16 protein-coding genes and 1 riboswitch are annotated in these 17,849 nt (G+C 60.6%); all 16 genes read right to left on the reverse strand.

All coding sequences use genetic code 11. The annotated features are described in order from the left end of the window. Positions 1–6: 6 nt before the first annotated feature. Complete coding sequence (locus tag A6764_RS20925; protein WP_264622347.1) at positions 7–828, reverse strand: ABC transporter permease; 822 nt, start codon at positions 826–828, stop codon at positions 7–9. Between the two features lie 8 nt (positions 829–836). Next, the gene (locus tag A6764_RS20930) at positions 837–1,793 is read right to left on the reverse strand and encodes an ABC transporter permease (protein ID WP_029100860.1); all 957 of its coding nucleotides are present in this window, start codon (positions 1,791–1,793) and stop codon (positions 837–839) included. Positions 1,794–1,824: 31 nt separating this feature from the next. Then, positions 1,825–3,375: an ABC transporter substrate-binding protein gene (locus tag A6764_RS20935; RefSeq protein WP_044897715.1), complete on the reverse strand. Its 1,551-nt coding sequence runs from the start codon at positions 3,373–3,375 to the stop codon at positions 1,825–1,827. 66 nt (positions 3,376–3,441) lie between these two features. After that, positions 3,442–3,918 (reverse strand): Lrp/AsnC family transcriptional regulator, encoded by a 477-nt coding sequence (locus A6764_RS20940; protein ID WP_029100862.1) that lies wholly within the window; start codon positions 3,916–3,918, stop codon positions 3,442–3,444. Positions 3,919–4,193: 275 nt separating this feature from the next. After that, positions 4,194–6,092 carry an ABC transporter permease gene (locus A6764_RS20945; protein WP_044897716.1) on the reverse strand — a complete coding sequence of 633 codons (1,899 nt, stop codon included), beginning with the start codon at positions 6,090–6,092 and terminating at the stop codon, positions 4,194–4,196. Then, positions 6,067–6,837 (reverse strand): ABC transporter ATP-binding protein, encoded by a 771-nt coding sequence (locus tag A6764_RS20950; RefSeq protein WP_029100864.1) that lies wholly within the window; start codon positions 6,835–6,837, stop codon positions 6,067–6,069. The genes A6764_RS20945 and A6764_RS20950 overlap by 26 nt, the downstream gene beginning before the upstream one ends. Positions 6,838–6,930: 93 nt before the next feature. Then, positions 6,931–7,947 carry a sensor histidine kinase gene (locus tag A6764_RS20955; RefSeq protein ID WP_029100865.1) on the reverse strand — a complete coding sequence of 339 codons (1,017 nt, stop codon included), beginning with the start codon at positions 7,945–7,947 and terminating at the stop codon, positions 6,931–6,933. Further along, the gene (locus A6764_RS20960) at positions 7,944–8,642 is read right to left on the reverse strand and encodes a response regulator transcription factor (RefSeq protein WP_029100866.1); all 699 of its coding nucleotides are present in this window, start codon (positions 8,640–8,642) and stop codon (positions 7,944–7,946) included. The genes A6764_RS20955 and A6764_RS20960 overlap by 4 nt, the downstream gene beginning before the upstream one ends. Positions 8,643–8,796: 154 nt before the next feature. Beyond that, on the reverse strand, positions 8,797–9,312 hold the full coding sequence (locus A6764_RS20965; RefSeq protein WP_065067651.1) for a sigma-70 family RNA polymerase sigma factor: 516 nt from the start codon (positions 9,310–9,312) through the stop codon (positions 8,797–8,799). Between the two features lie 241 nt (positions 9,313–9,553). Beyond that, positions 9,554–10,849: an adenylosuccinate lyase gene (gene purB, locus A6764_RS20970; RefSeq protein ID WP_029100871.1), complete on the reverse strand. Its 1,296-nt coding sequence runs from the start codon at positions 10,847–10,849 to the stop codon at positions 9,554–9,556. Next, a complete protein-coding gene (gene purK / locus A6764_RS20975; protein ID WP_065067650.1) occupies positions 10,842–12,002 on the reverse strand; it encodes a 5-(carboxyamino)imidazole ribonucleotide synthase in 1,161 nt (386 codons plus the stop codon). Before purK ends, purB begins: the two co-directional genes overlap by 8 nt. After that, a complete protein-coding gene (gene purE, locus A6764_RS20980; protein ID WP_029100873.1) occupies positions 11,999–12,487 on the reverse strand; it encodes a 5-(carboxyamino)imidazole ribonucleotide mutase in 489 nt (162 codons plus the stop codon). Before purE ends, purK begins: the two co-directional genes overlap by 4 nt. Before the next feature lie 194 nt (positions 12,488–12,681). Next, positions 12,682–14,214: a M1 family metallopeptidase gene (locus A6764_RS20985; protein ID WP_065067649.1), complete on the reverse strand. Its 1,533-nt coding sequence runs from the start codon at positions 14,212–14,214 to the stop codon at positions 12,682–12,684. A gap of 72 nt (positions 14,215–14,286) precedes the next feature. Continuing rightward, the gene (locus A6764_RS20990; RefSeq protein WP_264622348.1) at positions 14,287–15,906 is read right to left on the reverse strand and encodes a M1 family metallopeptidase; all 1,620 of its coding nucleotides are present in this window, start codon (positions 15,904–15,906) and stop codon (positions 14,287–14,289) included. A 47-nt stretch (positions 15,907–15,953) separates the two neighbouring features. Then, positions 15,954–16,187 (reverse strand): His/Gly/Thr/Pro-type tRNA ligase C-terminal domain-containing protein, encoded by a 234-nt coding sequence (locus A6764_RS20995; RefSeq protein WP_065067647.1) that lies wholly within the window; start codon positions 16,185–16,187, stop codon positions 15,954–15,956. A 46-nt stretch (positions 16,188–16,233) separates the two neighbouring features. Next, positions 16,234–17,604, reverse strand: coding sequence for an NCS2 family permease (locus A6764_RS21000; protein ID WP_065067646.1), 1,371 nt, complete (start codon positions 17,602–17,604; stop codon positions 16,234–16,236). 123 nt (positions 17,605–17,727) lie between these two features. Next, positions 17,728–17,829: riboswitch (purine riboswitch) on the reverse strand. Between the last annotated feature and the right edge of the window lie 20 nt (positions 17,830–17,849).

Below are 17,849 nucleotides of genomic sequence, written 5' to 3' on the forward strand. Positions count from 1 at the left end.
CCCAGTTTATTTCCGCACCCGCGGATCTAGTATTTGCTGCAGACCGTCGCCCAGCAGGTTGAAGCCGAGCACGACCAGGAAGATCGCCATGCCGGGGTAAAAGGTGGCGTACGGCGCGACGGACATCAGCGTCTGGGCCTGATTCAGCATGCTGCCCCAGGACGGCGTCGGCGGCTGTACGCCCAGCCCCAGATAGGAGAGCGAGGCTTCCGCCAGAATCCCCGCCGCCATCGCCAGCGTGGCCTGGATGACGATCGGGTTGAGCGCGTTGGGCAGGATGTGGCGGAAAATGATCCGGCTGTCCTTGACGCCCACCGCTCGGGCCGCCTGGATGTACTCCATGTTGCGAAGCGACAGCACCTGTCCCCGCGTAATGCGGACAAAGGCGGGGGAAAAGCCGATCCCGATCGCCAGCATGGCGTTGCCGAAGCCGGAGCCGAGCACGGCGGAGATGGCGAGCGCCAGAATCAGAAACGGAAACGCCTGCATCGCGTCCACGGTGCGCATGACGATCCACTCGTCCCAGAAGCCGCGGTAGTAGCCGGACAAAAGGCCGATGGGCACGCCGATCAGCATGGCGATGCCGACGGAGATGACCGCCGCTTCAATCGAAATGCGGGAGCCGTAGATGACCCGGGAGAAGATGTCCCGTCCCAGATCGTCCGTACCGAACGGATGCTCCGCGCTGGGCGGCATCAGCACCTTGTCGTAGTTTTGCGCGTTGGGATCGTAGGGGGCGATCTGCTCCGCGAAGATGGCGACGACGATCAGCGAGAGGATGATCAACCCGCCGAGAACGCCCAGGCCGTTGCGCACAAAATTTCGCATCGCGTTCATTATCCTTCCGCCCCTTTCCCCGCCTTGATGCGCGGATCGATGACAGCGTACAGGAGGTCCACCACCAGGTTTACCGCCACGACCAGAATGGCCGACACCAGGATGGCTCCCTGGACCGTGACGTAATCCCGCTTAAACACCGATTCCACGATCAGCCGACCGAATCCCGGAATGGAAAAAATCGATTCGGTGATGACCAGCCCGCCCAGCAGGCCGGCAATCATCAGACCGGAGGTGGTGACCACGGGAATGAGTGCGTTGCGCAGCGCGTGGCCGAGCACGGTGCGCACCTCGTTCAGCCCCTTGGCCTTGGCCGTGCGGATAAAGTCCATGTTGACCACTTCCAACAGGGACGAGCGCAGCATCCGCATCAAGACGGCCGATTCGCGCAGGCCGGTGGCCAGACAGGGCAGAATCATCGCCATGATGTTCTGCGCCGGGTTTTCGCTGAACGGCACGTAGCCCGAAGACGGCAGCCATTGATTTTCCACGGCGAAGTAAATGATCAGCATCATCGCCAGCCAGAAGCTGGGGATGCTCATGCCGCCCAACGCGGCAAACGTGCTGGTGTAGTCGATCCACGTTCCCCGCCGCACAGCGGCCAGGATGCCGGCCGGAAACGCGATGAGAAGCGCGACGAGAAACGTGCCGATGGTCAGCTCCACGGTGGCCGGCAGCCGCTGCATGATCAGTTCGGAGACCGGCACGCGGTCGGTAATCGACATGCCCAGATCTCCCTGGAGCACTTTGCCCAGCCAGGAAAAGTACTGGACCACAATCGGTTTGTCCAGCCCCAATTCAGCCCGCAGCGCCTGATACGCCTCCGGTGTCGCCTCTTGTCCTAAAATGACCCGGGCTGGATCGCCCGGGATCAAGTGGATTAAGGAGAACGTCATGATCGACACCAGAAGGAGAATCGGGATTGTCAGCAGCAGGCGTCTCACCACAAACATCATGACAATTCCTCCCCGTACTACGGTGTGTCGGTTACTGCTTGTCCAGCGTCGCCGTGCGGATCAGGCCGTCCGGCACGTAGGTAAAGCCGCTGATCTTCTTGCTCATCGCCAGCAGGTTGTACTGGTGGTAGACGTAGACGTAGCCCGCTTCTTCCTGCAGGATCTTGACCGCCTCCTCGTACATCTGCTTGCGCTTCGCTTCGTCAAGCTCCACGCGCGCCTTGGCGGCCAGCTCGTCCAGCTTCGGAATGCTGATGCGGCCGTCGTTGTTGGGGGTGCCGGTGACGACGAAATCATAGAAGTTTTGGTCGGGGTCCTGGCGTCCGGACCAGCCCAGGTTGAGCGCCTCGAAGTCGCCTTTGTCTCCTTTTTCGATCAATTGACCGAATTCCAACTTTTCCAACTGCACGTTGATGTTGTAAGGTTTCAGCATGTTTTGGATCACGGCGCCGAACTGTTCGTTCTCCGTCGAGGTCGCGATGTTCAGCTTGAAGCTGAATCCGTTCGGCTTGCCGCCTTTGGCCAGAAGCTGCTTGATCTCATCCGGATTCGGCTTGACCGGCTTGTCCAGATCGCTGCTGTACGCCAGGTTGCCCGGCGCAAACGGCGAACGGCCCGGCAGCGCGTAGCCGTTGAACAGCACCTTGACCACGGCTTCCCGGTCGATGGCCCGCTCCACGGCCTGGCGCAGGTACTTGTTGTCAAACGGCGGCTTGCTGTTGTTCAGGTAGAAGCCCATGTAGCCCATGCTGGGTTCGGCCACCAACTGCAGGTTGGCATCTCCTTTGATCGCCGGAATCTCCTTCACCGGTACCTCGTCGATGATGTCCAGCATGCCGGAGCGCAGGTTCTGCACCTTGGCCGTGCCGTTGGTGAACACCTTGTAGGTGACCTCATCCACGTTCACCTTGCCGTTCCAGTAGTTGTCGTTGCGCTTCAGCGTCACGTGGTCCCCTTTGACGTGCTCGACGAAGACGAACGGCCCGGTACCGACCGGATGGTTGAGGAAGTCGTCCCCGTACTGTTTGACAGCCGCCGGCGAGACCATCATCCCCGAGCGGTCGGCCAGGATGGAGAGCAGCGGCGCGAACGGCTCCTTCAGTTGAATCTTGACCGTGTGCTTGTCAACGGCCGTGACGGAGTCCACCACTTTCAGCTCGCTTTTGCGTCTGGACTTTTCGCCGTTCATGTTGCGCTCGAAGTTGAACTTGACCGCCTCCGCGTCAAAGTCGGTGCCGTCGTGGAACTTGACGCCCTCTTTCAGCTTGAGCGTGTAGGTTTTGCCGTCCGGCGACACTTCGTACGAGCTGACCAGCATCGGCACGATCTTGCCGCTCGGATCGATGTCAAACAGCTTGTCGTAAATGCTGGCGTACACCATGCGGTCGACCAGCGCGGTGGAGGTGCTCGGATCGAGCGTCGGCGGATCGGCTTTCAACCCGATGTTGATCACTTTTTTGCCTGTGCTGGCGGACGGAGCGGTCCCCGTCTGACTGCCGCCACCTCCTCCACAACCGGCGGCCAGCAGCGCTGTTCCCAAGACCGCTGCCAGCAGCGTTTTGCCCATCTTTTTCGATAACATAAGTCCTCCCCTTCCTTTTTGTTGAATGTATATGGCAACCGCTCCTGCTGCCAGGAACGATTGTCTTCAGCGGATAAAGCGAAAGCGCGATTTCAGCACTTTCAGTTCGTTGATGACGTTGACCTTGGTGATGCCCTTGATTTTGTTGAGCTTATTCATTAAAAATTGCGACAATTCCTCGTAATCGCGGTTCAACACCTGGATCATCAACTGGTAATCGCCCGTGGTCAGCACGACCAGCCTGACCTCGTAGATGTCCTGCAGTTCCGCCACCACGTCGTCCAGCTTGTCCGCCTCGACGGCCACCTGGATCAGCGACTGCACCGTGATTCCGGCCTTGACCGGGTTGACGATTCCTACCAGGCTGAGCACGCCCTCGTCCTGCATCTGCTGGACGCGTATCCGCACGGTCTTTTCCGTGACGCCCAATTCCTTGGCGATCTGCGTAAACGGCAGCCGCGCATTGTCCTGCAGCGCGCGGGCGATGGCGTAATCCAAATCGTCCAGTTGGGAATACAGTGAGCGATGATATTTCTCTTCCATAACTCCCCTACCTTTTTTCGACCAGATTTCCTGTAAGTCATTACCTATTGCGGCAATAAAAATAAATTTTCCGACGAATATCGTCTATGTTTAGATACTATAATACGATTCTCACCTGAGTGCAATAGTTTTCTCAAAATTTCTTCTACACAGCATTTTCAATATACTTTCTGAAAACATATGCTGTTTCGCCATATTCATCCGGCTTCCCTCCAACGACAAAGATCCCGGGCAGCAGGGTCCTCCTGCCGCGCGGGATCTGCGCAGGCCGCTTTCTATAACACCGCTTTTTTCAAGTGGAACAGGTAGCGGTTGCGGATAATCCAGAAGTAGACGAATTGCACCAGCACAAAACTTGCCAGCACGATCACCGTCGGTTTGAAGACCGATGCGATGAGCATCAGCTTCAGCATGCTCTGCAGCGACACAAACGCGACGGCGCTGTGGACGATCGCCACCAGGATGGGAGCGAAGAACAGCAGGGCAATTTGCGTCGTGACGATTTTGGACAGCTCTTGTTCGGAGAGCCCGATCTTGGTGATGGCGCCGTACTGCCGCTTGTCGTTTTCCAGGTCGGTGTACAGGCGGAAGTACAGGAAGCTGGCCGCCGCGACAAAGAACAGGACGCCGACGAAGAGGCCGATGAACAGGCCGGTGTTGGCCATCTGTTTCAAGATGTAGTACTGCGGAGCGCGGGCGGAAAGGGAATACGACCTGGTACGTCCGTCGCCCAGTTCCTGTTCCAGCTTTTCGCCAATCTCCTTCGTCTCCTTCCAGTTGTCCACGACATACCCATAGCTGTGCTGCTCCGCCACCGGTTTTGCCCGATCATACAGCTCATCCGGCACGACGGCGATCGGCCCGCCGGTGAGCGAAGGGAGCAGGGGAAATCCCTCCACCCCTTTGGGCTGCAGCCGTACGTTCCCGATTTGCAGCGTCCCGCTCTCGATCAGCTTCTCGTCCGGCCAGCGCGGGAAGTAGACCGCTTCCCGATCTCCCACCGTCACTTCCTCCGCGCCAGCCGCGCGGGCAAAGCGGTTGTAATCGGACTGCTTCACCACGGCGACCGAGGCGTCCCGCTCGTCCTCGCTGGTCGGGACGGGCAGGTAGCGAACCGTCAGGGCGTACTTTTCAAACGGAAAGCCGCCTTCTCTCAGCGCCGTTTCAATCATGGCCAGATGCTGCTGTTCCTGCTTGTTTTCCGCCATCGAATGATATTCGAACGCAAACGGATTGGTCTTGACCACCGTTTCCTGAATCGAACCGGCCAGGGCCGCCAGCGTCCCGATCGCGCAGAACGCCACCGTGGAAACGATGCAGACGAGGAAAAACATCCGCGCATTGTCCTTCATCCGGTACGCCAGGTCGGAAAGCGTCACCAGGTTGGTGCGCTTCCAGTATACGCGGCGGTTTCGCTTCAACAGCCGGATGATGAACACGCTCAACTGCGTGAACAGCAGGTAGGTTCCGGCAATCGTCAGCGCGCTGACCGGCAGCAGCAGCACCGGGACGTACGTCCCTTCCGCCCAAAGCGCCAGAGCGTAGGCCGTCCCCAGCAGTCCCGCCGCCAACAGCGAGAGAAAGACGGACGCGGTCGGCTCCCGCTTCGGCCGCTGGCTGCCCTGCAGGAGTTCCAGCAGGTTGCTCCGCTTCAAAAACAGGACGATACACACGGAGATGGCGACAAACAGGAAGAGGAACGCGACCACCGTCAAGGCAATCGCCTTGAGCGGCAGGTAAAACGGCAGCGCCTCCACATCCAGCAAAAAGCCGGCAAACAGGAAGAACAGCTTGCCCAGCACCATCCCCAGGCCGATGCCGAACACGATCGCCAGCGAGCCGATGATGAGGTTTTCCATAAAGATCAGCACGTTGCGCTGCCAGCGGGTCATGCCGTGCATGAACAGGATGCCGAACTCTTTCTCCCGCTTTTTCAAAAAGGCGCTGACGCAGTAAAACAGAAAAAAGAACGAAAACAGGTAGATGATGTACTCGGCCACCATCATGCCCTTGGCCACGTTGGCGTTAATCTCCCCGTTCTCAATCTCCGGATGGAAGATAAACATCGCATAGATGAAGAAAATCATCACGGAAAAGACGCTGCTCAGGAAAAACGCGGCATAGGTGCGCTTGTTGCGGGAGACGTTGTTACACGCGAATTGTCGAAAGGTCATGCGCGTTCCCTCCCAACAGCGACAGGGCGTCGATGATTTTCTGGAAGAACGCCTGCCGGCTCTCTCCCCGGTACATCTCGTTGTGCAGTTGGCCGTCCTTGATGAAGATCACGCGGTGACAGTAGCTGGCCGCCAGCGGGTCATGGGTGACCATCATCATCGTCGTGCCGTCGTTCTTGTTGATCGCCTCCAGCGTCTCCATCACGCTGCGGGAGGCTTTCGAATCCAGGTTGCCCGTCGGTTCGTCCGCCAAAAGGAGCGACGGCGAGTGGATGATCGCCCGCGCGATGGCTGCCCGCTGCCGCTGGCCGCCCGACACCTCGTAGGTGCGTTTGTCCAGAATGTCGCTGATGCCCAATTTGGCCGCCACGGTCTCAAGCTTCTCCTGCATGACGCGTACGTTTTCGCCGTCCAGCGTCAGGGGCAGGATGATGTTTTCCCCGATGGTCAGCGTGTCCAGCAGGTTGAAATCCTGGAAGACGAAGCCCAATTCCCGGCGGCGGAACAGCGCCAGCCTGCTCCCCTTCAACTGGTGGGGATTGGTGCCGTTCAAAAGCACCTCCCCGGAAGTGGGCTTGTCGATGGTGGAGATCATGTTCAGAAGCGTCGTTTTCCCGCTTCCGGACGGCCCCATGATGCCGACAAACTCTCCCTTGCGAATGGTAAAATCGATGTCGGTCAGCGCGCGATACGTGACCTTGCCTCCGTATATTTTGCTGAGTTTCCTGACTTGCAGCATGTCCATGTGCGCTTCTCCTTTCGTTCAAGCGTTTCAAACCGTGCAGTCTTCCTGCTCTCCTTCCCACTATACGGAAGCGCGCGCAGCCAAGCTATCGAATTAGCTTTCATCCTCCTTACGTTCTTGTAAGGTTGGGACGACGGCGGCAAAGACGATGCGGACCGACGTGCCCTCGCCCACCTTTGACTCCAGTTCCACCCCGTGATGCAGGCGGCCGCAGATTTCCTTGACCAAATACAGCCCCATGCCGGTCGATTCCGGGTATCGGCGTCCGTTTTCCCCCGTAAAGTACGGCTGAAACACGCGGTGGACGTCCTCCGGCGGAATGCCGATGCCGTTGTCCCGCACTTCCAGGACCACATCCATCCCGCGCGGATAGGCGAGGATGCCCACTTTGCTGCTTTTGCCCGCGGAGTAGCGGACGGCGTTGGTCAGCAGTTGATTGAGCACGAACGACAGCCATTTCTCGTCCGACTCCACCGCAAGCCGCTCGTCCACCTTCACTTCGGGATACACCTGATTGCGGATAAACAGCCGCTTGTTTTCCGACACCACCGCCTGGACCAACTGCCTAAGCGAGACCGATTCGATGAGAAAATCCTGTTCAAACCGGTCCAGCCGGGCGATGTACAAAACCGTCTCCAGCCCGCGCTTGATCCGGTCCACCTCTTCGCGGACGCTTTCCGCCCGCGGATCGGGATCATCCTGCAGCAGCAGGTGAATGACCGAGATCGGCGTCTTCATCTGGTGCACCCACTGCTGGATAAACGTCGTGTACTCCCGCTGCTTCGTTTCGTAGGCGTGGAGCTGCTCCTTGAACAGCCGGTACAGCTCCTGAAACGTCTGGTCGACCGCTCGTCCCAGGGCGGCGTTGCCGTGCCGCTGGTTCAGCTCGTCCAGCGACTGGACGGGATGGCTGAGCCGTTGGTAGACCGGCCGGTTCAGCAGGTACCGGACGACCAGGTAGCTGCCGGCAAAAAACGCGCACAGAAACACCGCGTAGCTGATCAGCGAAGGGTTCCAGTACCCGTCCAGCGCGAAAATGAGCACGAGCAGCGCCAACTGGACAAAGAAAAACACCAGAAAGACGAGCTGGTCTTTCCAAAACAGCCTCATCGCCCGTCCTCCCAGGTGGCCCGCAGGCGGTAGCCGGAGCCGCGAACCGTCTCAATCGCTCCGTCCAGGTTCAGGTCTTTCAGCTTGCTGCGCACGCGCGTAATGTACACGTTCAACGTGTTTTCGTCCACGAACTGCTCGTCCCACAGCTTCTCCAGCAGGCGTTCGCGGCTGACGACGCGCGGGTACTGGGTGATCAGCGCCTCCAGGAGCAGCGCCTCTTTTTTGCTCAGCTCCACTTTCCTGTCGTGCATCACCAGCTCCATCCGCTCCGGAAACAGCTTCAGCCCGGCCGCCTCCACCGTCCGCTCCCCTTCCTGGACGGCGTACATCCCGTAGGCGCGGCGAAGCTGGCTGCGGATTTTCGCCAGCACCACGTCGTAGTCAAACGGCTTGGTGATGTAATCGTCGGCGCCGTTCTCCAGCGCCATCACCTGGTCCATCTTGCTCTCCCGCGCGGAGATGAACAGAATCGGGCAGTTGGACACCTGCCGGATCTGCCGGCACCAGTAAAACCCGTCATACTTGGGCAGGTTCACGTCCAGGAGCACCAGGTCGGGCTTCACCTCGGCAAACACCTCCATCACCCGGTCGAAGTGTTCGATGTTGACCGCGTGATAGCCGTATTTCTCCAACTGGTTTTGCAGCAGCTTCGTGATTTTCGGATCGTCTTCCACAATCATGATCGTCGACATCGGCATACTCCTCGCTCTCATACTCCCTATGTTGTACTATACCAAAAGAGTTCGGCCGGCAGTAGCGGACGGGCCCCCGCCCGGATTCGCCTCCGCGATACGCGGGCACACGAAAGAAAAGGGATGGCGCTGTCGTCCATCCATCGGTGGTTTCCTATCCTTGGGCAGCCATTAGCTGCTGCAGTTTGCGGATGCCGCGGAAGTGCAAAATCTTCACGGACGCTTCCGACTTGTCCAGGATTTTTGCGATTTCGTTCATTCTCAGGTCGGCCAGGTAGCGCAGCGAGATGACGCGGCGCTGGTCCGCAGACAGCGTACGCACGTTTTTCCACAGCGCGTCATGGGATTCCCGGTTCAGCAGCCGCTCCTCCGGCAGCTTGTCGTTCGCCTTCATCGCCGCAAACGTCTCGGTGTCGACCGGGCACTCCCGCTTTTTGCGCAGGTAGTCGACCAGGGTATTGTGGGCGATGCGGAAGATCCAGGCGCCAAACGGATGCCGCCCGTCGTACTGGTCCAGCTTGGCGTACACCTTGACAAACACGGTGGTCGTCAAATCCTCCACGTCCCAGACGTTTTTGACGCGATAGCGGAAATACCGGTGAATGTGGGCGGAATACTCTTCGTAAATGCGCTGATGATTCCATTGTTCATGCGTGCGTGTGGTGTTCATGGTTTTCTCCCGTTTCCTCATCAAGAATTCCGAATGATTTGTCTTTATTGTAAAAGCAGGCGGCTGCCCGAACCATCGCGTTACATTTCAAGAACCTTACATTTTTGTAAGGTGGGGAGAGAACCGCACGGTACGCCGGACACAACCGTCATGCATCGGTCGCCTCTCAGCCACACCGCACGTAGCAGGCGGAAAAACAAAACGCTCCCGACCAGGCGGGAGCGTTTATCCTCTTATTGGATTACAGCAAACCAAGACGCTTGAAAATCGTATCCACGTGCTTGAGGTGATAGCGGTAGTCGAAGCAGTCGTCCAGCTCTTCCTTGGTCAGCGTGGCGGTCACGGTCGGGTCCTCTTCCAGAATGGAGCGGAACGAGCGCTGTTCCTCCCACGCCTGCATAGCGCGCGGCTGCACGGTGTCGTACGCCTGCTCGCGGCTCATGCCCTTTTCGATCAGCTTCAGCATCACCTGCTGCGAGTAGATCAGGCCGAACGTGCGGTCCATGTTGCGCTTCATGTTTTCCGGGAAGACGGTCAGGTTTTTCACGATGTTCATAAAGCGGCGCAGCATGTAGTTCAACAGCTGCGTCGCATCCGGCAAAATGACGCGCTCCACCGAGGAGTGGGAGATGTCGCGCTCGTGCCAGAGCGGAACGTTTTCGTAGGCGGAGAGCATGTGGCCGCGCACGACGCGGGCCAGGCCGGAGATGTTCTCGCAGCCGATCGGGTTGCGCTTGTGCGGCATCGCCGACGAGCCCTTTTGCCCCTTGGCGAACGGTTCTTCCACTTCGCGCATCTCGCTCTTTTGCAGGCCGCGGATTTCCGTCGCGAACTTGTCCAGCGAGGTGGCGATCAACGCCAGCGTCGCCATGTACTCGGCGTGACGGTCACGCTGCAGGGTCTGCGTGGAGATGGGCGCCGGTTTCAGCCCCAGCTTTTCGCAGACGTACTGCTCCACAAACGGGTCGATGTTGGCGTACGTGCCCACCGCTCCGGAGATTTTGCCGTAGGCCACTTCTTCCTTCGCCGCGCGGAAACGGGCCAGGTTGCGCTTCATCTCTTCGTGCCAGAGCGCCAGCTTCAGGCCAAAGGTGGTCGGTTCCGCGTGCACGCCGTGGGTGCGCCCCATGCAGACGGTGTCCTTGTGCTCCCGCGCCTTGTCGGCGAGGATGGCGATAAAGTCTTCCAGATCCTTTTCCAAAATCTTGTTGGCCTGGAGAAGCAGGTAGGAGAGCGCCGTGTCCACCACGTCGGTGGAGGTGAGGCCGTAGTGCACCCACTTCTTCTCCTCGCCCAGCGTTTCCGAGACGGCGCGGGTGAAGGCGACGACGTCGTGGCGCGTCTCTTCCTCGATTTCGTAAATCCGCTTGATGTCAAAGCTGGCGTTTTCGCGCAGCTTTTTCACGTCTTCCTCCGGGATGACGCCCAGCTTGGCCCACGCCTCGCAGGCGAGGAGCTCCACTTCCAGCCACGCCTTGAACTTGTTCTCTTCCGTCCAGATGGCGCGCATCTCCGGTCGCGTATAACGATCAATCATGGTGTACCTCCGCTTTGTTCGTCCAGATTTCGAGCCGCTCAATCTGTGCCAGCGCCTCCTCCACGCTGGGCGCCAGCACGTTCAGGTGCCCCATTTTCCGCTTGGGCTTGCTTTCGTGTTTGCCGTACAGGTGCAGCTTGGCCGTCCGCGGCAGTTGGCCAATGCGGTCCAGCACCGGCTGCAGGTGCTCCCCGAGGATGTTGACCATGACCACGGGGGAGAGCAGTTCCGTCGAGCCCAACGGCAGGTCGCACACGGCCCGCACGTGCTGCTCGAACTGCGACGTGACGCAGGCGTCCATCGTGTAGTGGCCGGAGTTGTGCGGGCGGGGGGCCAGCTCATTTACATAGAGTTCCCCGCTTGCTGTGAGAAACATCTCGACCGCGATCAGCCCGACCACGTCCAGCCGTTCGGCGATGGTCCGGGCGATCGCTTCCGCCCGCTGCCGGATGTCGTCCGGCACCCGCGCCGGCACGATGGACAGGTGCAGGATGTTCTCACGGTGTACATTTTCCGCCGCAGGAAAAACGGCCAGCTCGCCGGACGGATTGCGCGCCGCGATCACGGACAGTTCCAGTTGAAACGGCACAAACTGTTCCACGATCAGCTCCGTGCCCGCTTTGGACAGGGTTTCGTACGCTTCGGCCAGTTCCGCTTCGCTTCTCAGGACCCACTGTCCCTTGCCGTCGTAGCCGCCGGTGGCCGTTTTCATCACCGCCGGCAGGCCCAGCTCCCCGATCGCCGCCCGCAGGCTGTCCAGCGAGTCGATCACGCGAAACGGCGCCACCGGAATCCCCAGCTCGCGGATCGCCGTCTTTTCGCGGATGCGGTTCTGCGTGATGCGCAGCAGACGGCTGCCCTGCGGCACATAGGCCCGGCTTTCCAGCACTTCCGCCACACGCGCGTCCACGTTTTCAAATTCGTAGCTGATCACGTCGCTGATCTCGGCCAACTGCATGGCCGCGTCCACGTCGTCGTACCGGGCGACAATCTGCCGGTCGGCCGCCTGGCCGCAGGGCGCGTCCTCCGTCGGGTCCATCGTGACGAAGCGGTATCCCATGGCCCGGCCGGCCAGAGCGATCATGCGCCCCAACTGGCCGCCGCCGAGAATCCCGATGGTTGCGCCTGGTTTGATGGGGGTTCTGTTCGTCATGCCAGTTCACTTGCCTCCAACACATTCTTGCGGATCGCGTCCCGTCTGGCGGCAAACCGCTCCTGGATCTCCGGATACTTGATCCCGAGGATCTGGGCCGCCAGCAGTCCGGCGTTGACTGCTCCCGCCTTGCCGATCGCCACGGTGGCCACCGGCACGCCGCCCGGCATTTGCACGATCGAGAGCAGCGAGTCCAAACCGTTCAGGCTGGACGATTTGACCGGCACGCCGATCACCGGCAGTTCCGTCTTGGCCGCCACCATCCCGGGCAGATGGGCAGCGCCGCCCGCTCCCGCGATAATCACCTCAAGGCCGCGGCTCCTGGCGCTTTCGGCGTAGTCGAACATCAAGTCGGGCGTGCGGTGCGCCGACACCACTCTCTTTTCGTACGGGATTGCGAGCTCGTCCAGAATCGCGCAGGCGTCCTTCATTGTCTCCCAGTCCGACGTGCTGCCCATGATGACACCCACCAACGGTTTGACCATGACACACTTCGCCCCTCTCTGTCAATGTCAGAAGAAAACCCAAACGACTTCCGGCCACGCATCGGCCGGTCATCGCCTGGGCTTGCTTGTATGGATCACACGCATATCAACATCTTCAGTGTAACAGGGGGAGAGTTTGCCTGTCAACCTTGATTCCGAACGTTAATAATTTCATGTCATATAAATATTCGTTTTTAAAAGATTCGGAACGGACGTCCGCTGCGCATCCACGCCTCCGCCTCGTCCCGTTTTTCCAAATCCATCCCCAGCCAGTAGTCGAAAAACGGCGCCGCGTCCTCCCCGACCGCCCGGGAAAGCGCCTCGATCAGATCCGCTCCGCCCGCCTCTTTGTACTGGTGCTCACGCACGTAGTCGCGCAGCACGCGATGCAGCCGCTCCTTCCCCCACTCCAGCCGCAGCTTCCACCACATCGCCGCTCCCCGCGCATAGACCAGATCGCTGTAGCTCTTCCAGTCGGGAAAGCGGTCCAGCGGCTGCCGGACGCGCAGTCCCCTGTTCGCGTACTGCTCCGAGACTTTTCCCCGCTCCATCCGGTAGCCGATATAGCCGTCGGCGGCGATTCGTTCGTCTTCCAGAAACGACATCGCGGCGTAATCGGCCAGGCTTTCGTCCACCCACGCCTCCCGCACCTCGTCGCTTCCCACCAGCCCGTAAAACCACTGATGGGCGGTCTCGTGGGCGACGACGGCCGCTCCCATGCCGCTCTGCCGGGTGAAAGCATCCCCCTGGATAAAGACGATGCCGGGGTATTCCATGCCGCCGAAAAAGCCGCCTGTCTTCACCACGTCGTACTCCCGGTACGGATACGTGCCAAACTGCTCTCCGTAATAGCGCAGCGCCCGTACGGCCACGTCGTGCAGTCGGGCCACGGTCTCCTCGCTGTCTCCCTCCTGCCACCAGGTGCGTACCACCGTTTCGCCCACCCGGCTCACCGTCTGGCGGTAGCTGTCGTCCATCACCACCAGGGCAAAATCACGAACATTCCACGCATCCACCTCGTAATGCGACAGCCCCTGCGGGCGAAGCCGGGTCACCACTGCCTGGCTTTCCGTTCCGGTCGTCGCCAGGCTGTAGCCGTCCGGCAGGGTGACGCGCAAATGGTAGTTGGCCGTGCCGCTGTAAAAGGGATCGCCCATCGGGTAATAAGGGTCCAGCCGCCAGCCGGTCTCATCCTGCACGGCCAGAATCGGCAGCCAGTTGCCCAGCCACAGCGCGTGGTCGTTGTACGACAGCCTGCCGCTGTTGTACGGGACGCGCAGTTCGAAGCCCATCTCCACCTCCGTCCGGCGGCCCGCCGCCCCTTCCAGCGGCACCTGCAGGATCGTTCCCGTTTTGCCCAGCGTCCGAACCGGAACCGGGCGGCCGTCCACCTTCACCCCGGTGATCCGGATTCCTCCCGGCAGCCGCTGTTTGCCCAGGATGTGCTCCCAGTTGGCCCCGCTCAGATCGGCTGATTCGTGAAAGGCGTTGGGGTAGAGATGAAAAAGGGCCTGGCCGTCGCCAGGTACGAATCGGACGGAAAGCGTCCCGGCTGCGGTGTGCGCGTGCGGATCAATCCGCACATCCGCCCGGTACACAGCCGGGGCGGACACCTGCTCCGGCGGCAGCAGCTCCGCCTCGGTCCACTCTGCCCACGGCTTGCTCCACAGAAAAACAGCCAGCGCCGCTCCCACCGCCGCACTGACCGCCAATCTCCACCGCTTCATAACACCCCTCCGCCTGTTTTGCTGTCGTGTTCGGCTCACGTGCATGCGCAGCCGTACCAGCCGCCCCTCCGTTTACTGCCGCTTCGCCCCGCGCTGTCGGTCCAGCCATGCCTCTGCGGCTGCTTCCCGGCTCTGGTCAAGCTGCAGCCAGTAGGCCACGAACGGTTCCGCGTCTTCCCCGGCCTCCCGGGACAGGGCCGCCTTCCAGTCTGCACCGGTGGCGACGCCAAACCGATGGCTCGTTACGAACTGGCGCAGCATCCGGTTCAGGCGCTCTTCGCCCCACGCTTCCCGCAGCAGCCACAGCATGCTTGCCGTGCGGGAATACACCAGATCGCTGTAGCTGTCGTTGTCGGGAAACAGGCGCAGCGGCTGCCACGGCCTCACATTTTTCTCCGCGTAGGCATCGGCGGCCGTGCCCCGCACCAGCCGCTGCACCACCAGCGCGTCGCCGAGCGGCGGGTACCAATGCTCCAGAAACGAAAGCGACGCGTATTCCGTCAAGCCTTCGTCCAACCAGGCCTCGTTCACCTGGTCGTTCCCGACGATGCCGTAAAACCACTGGTGGGCGGTCTCATGCGCGACGGCCGCGATCGACTGCGCAAAGACCTGTTCGTAGTGGCGGCCGTCGAGGAACACCAGACCGGGGTACTCCATGCCGTTGATGCCTCCGCCGGTTCGCACGACATCGTACTCCCTGTACGGATACGGCCCAAACTGGTGCTGAAAGTACGCGAACGACTTCACGGCGGCGTCGTGGACGAGCCTGGCCTGACCGGGGTCGTCCGTCGTCCGCCACCAACTGCGGACCGTCGTCCCGCCAACCGTCGTCTCTGTGCGCTGATACGTCCGGTCCATGATGACCAGGGCGAAATCCCGCACGTTTTCGGCACGCAGCCGGTACGTCTTTAACCCCGGAGCGGAAGTGAAGCCGGCTTCCTGCCGATCGTCGGCGGTGCTGGCCAACTGGTAGCCCTCCGGCACGGTTGCATTTACCGAATAGTCTGATGTTTCGCTGTAAAACGGGTCGCCGATCGGCTCGTACGGATCGAGATGCCAGCCGTTCCGGTCGCAGACCGCCAGGACGGGCAGCCAGTTGCCGAGCCAGATGGCGTGTTCGTCCAGCGACATCCGGCCCTGATTGAGCGGCAGCGTCATTGTAAAGGCCAGCTCCAGTGTGACCGGCTCCGCCGCGCCGGCAGCGGGCGGCACGCCGTTGGAAGCGGACGGCACGCGACTCACGCCGTCCGCCCCTCCTTTCCCATCGGCTGGCGCGCCCTTCACACCGCTCGATCCGGCCTCGCCCTCAAGCGGCACCTCCACCACGGTCCCTGCCCGTTGGACCGGCACCGGCCTGCCCTGGACGGACAGCCTGGTAATATGATACGTGCCGGGCACCGCATCCTTTCCTAAAAATTCCTGCCACAGCGGCCCGTCATGACGTTCCGCAAACGCAAACGGATAGACGTGCAGATACGCCTTTTTCCCGTCACGCGGCCAAAATTGCACCTGGACGCTGCCCGTCACCCGCTTCTGCTGCGGCTCGACCCGTACATCCGCCAGATACCGCGTCTTTCCCCCGGCATCGCCGCCCCGGTCTGCGCCGTATCCTCCGGCCGCCCCTGCTCCGGCGCCGCTTGCCGCGCTCCAGACAAGCGCGGCGCCTGCCAGCCAACCCGCCCACTTCCTCACGCGTCCCCCCTCCTTTCCTTTTATCCTACCGCATCTGGAAAAAAAAGCTAGGACAAAAGCTGCGCAATCGCGTCGACCAGCCGATCTCCCGCAAGCGCCACGGTCAGCTCCTCCCCGGAGCGCATGTCGCGCAGCGTCACCGCCCCGGCGTCCCGCTCGTTCTCCCCGTAGATCAGGACGAGCGGAATCCGCTCCCGGTTGGCGTAATCCAGCGCTTTTTTCAACCGGCGTCCGGACAGCTCCAGCTCCACCCGAATGCCGGCCGCCCGCCGCGCAAACAAAAAAGACTGCCGCGCCGAGACGCGGACAGTCTTTGTGATTGTGTTTCTATTCCCGCAGCCAGATGAAGTACGCCAAAAACACGAAGAAGAGCGCGTACATCACCGGATGCACTTCGCGGCCTTTCCCTTTCATCAGCTGGGTGATCGGGTAGACGATGAATCCGGCGGCGATCCCGGAAGCGATGCTGTAGGTCAGCGGCATCATCAGGATCGTCAGGAAGGCCGGGAACGCTTCCTCCATCTCGCTCCAGGCGATGTTCGCCATGTGCGACGCCATCAGCACGCCGACGATGATCAGTGCCGGGGCCGTTACCGCAGGCGTGACCACGGCGAGAACCGGCGAGAAGAACAGCGACAGCAGGAACAGCGCGCCCGTGACCACGGAGGCAAATCCGGTCCGTCCGCCGGCGGCTACGCCCGCAGCCGACTCAATGTAGCTGGTCGTCGTGGACGTGCCGAGCACCGCACCGGCCATCCCGGCGATCGCGTCGGAAGCCAGGGCGCTGCCCGCACGCGGCAGTTTGCCGTCTTTCAACAGCCCCGCCTGGCTGGCCACACCCAGCAGCGTACCGGTCGCGTCAAAGAAATCCACAAACAGGAACGTGAACACCACGATCAGCATCTTCATGCTGAACAGCGCGGAAAAATCGCCGAGGTACTGGAACGCGGCGCCGAACGTAGGCGCCAGGCTCGGCGGCATGGAGACGATCTTCTCCGGCAGGCTGACCAGCCCGAAGATCATGCCGACGATGGCAGTCGTCAGCATGCCGATAAAAATGGCCGCGTTCACCTTGCGGGACATCAGCACCGCGGTGAGGATCAGACCGAATACGGCCAGGAGCGCGTTTTTCACCGCCACAATCTCTTCCGGTTTCATGCCTTCTTTGATCGTCAGATGGCCAAGCGAGACGAACGTCGCCGGATTGTCGACGATGATTCCGGCATTTTTCAGACCGATGAAGGCAATGAACAAACCAATCCCGGCCGATACCGCGTGTTTCAGCCCCTGCGGAATGGAGTTGACGATCGCTTCGCGGATGCCGGTCAGCGACAGCAGCAGGAAAATCGAGCAGGAGAGAAATACGCCGGCCAGCGCTTGCTGCCAGGGAATGCCCATCGTCAGCACGACGGTGTACGTAAAGAAGGCGTTCAGCCCCATGCCCGGCGCCTGCGCGATCGGCAGACGGCCGACGAAGGCCATCACCAGCGTCCCGATGGCGGCTGCCAGCGCGGTCGCAGTGAAGACGGCTCCGAATTCCGGATAGTTCGCTTTCAGCTCCGGCGGCAGGTCCGCCCCGCTGAGCATGTACGGATTGACGGCCAGGATGTAGGCCATGGCCAAAAACGTGGTAATGCCGGCGATCGTCTCGCGGCGATAGTTGGTGCCCAGCTTGTCAAACTCAAAATACTTCCGCACCGATAGGTCCCCCCAAGTCTTGTTTGCGGTTTGCGGCAAATGAAAAAGGTCGAGGCGCAAGCAACGCCTCGACTCCGAACAAAACTCACCGGGCAAAACAGAATGATAAGATCTGCATACGTATCCCGTTGACGTTTCGTTCGTAGCCAGGCCGTTTACGGCGGCCTCGTAGAAACTCCCGAGCCATATTCTCGGGATTATACGAACCTTCTTCTTTACCTGTTCACAACGAGAAGTGTACCAGG

This window comes from Brevibacillus sp. WF146, from assembly GCF_001673705.2.
GTDB classification, from domain to species: domain Bacteria; phylum Bacillota; class Bacilli; order Brevibacillales; family Brevibacillaceae; genus Brevibacillus; species Brevibacillus thermoruber.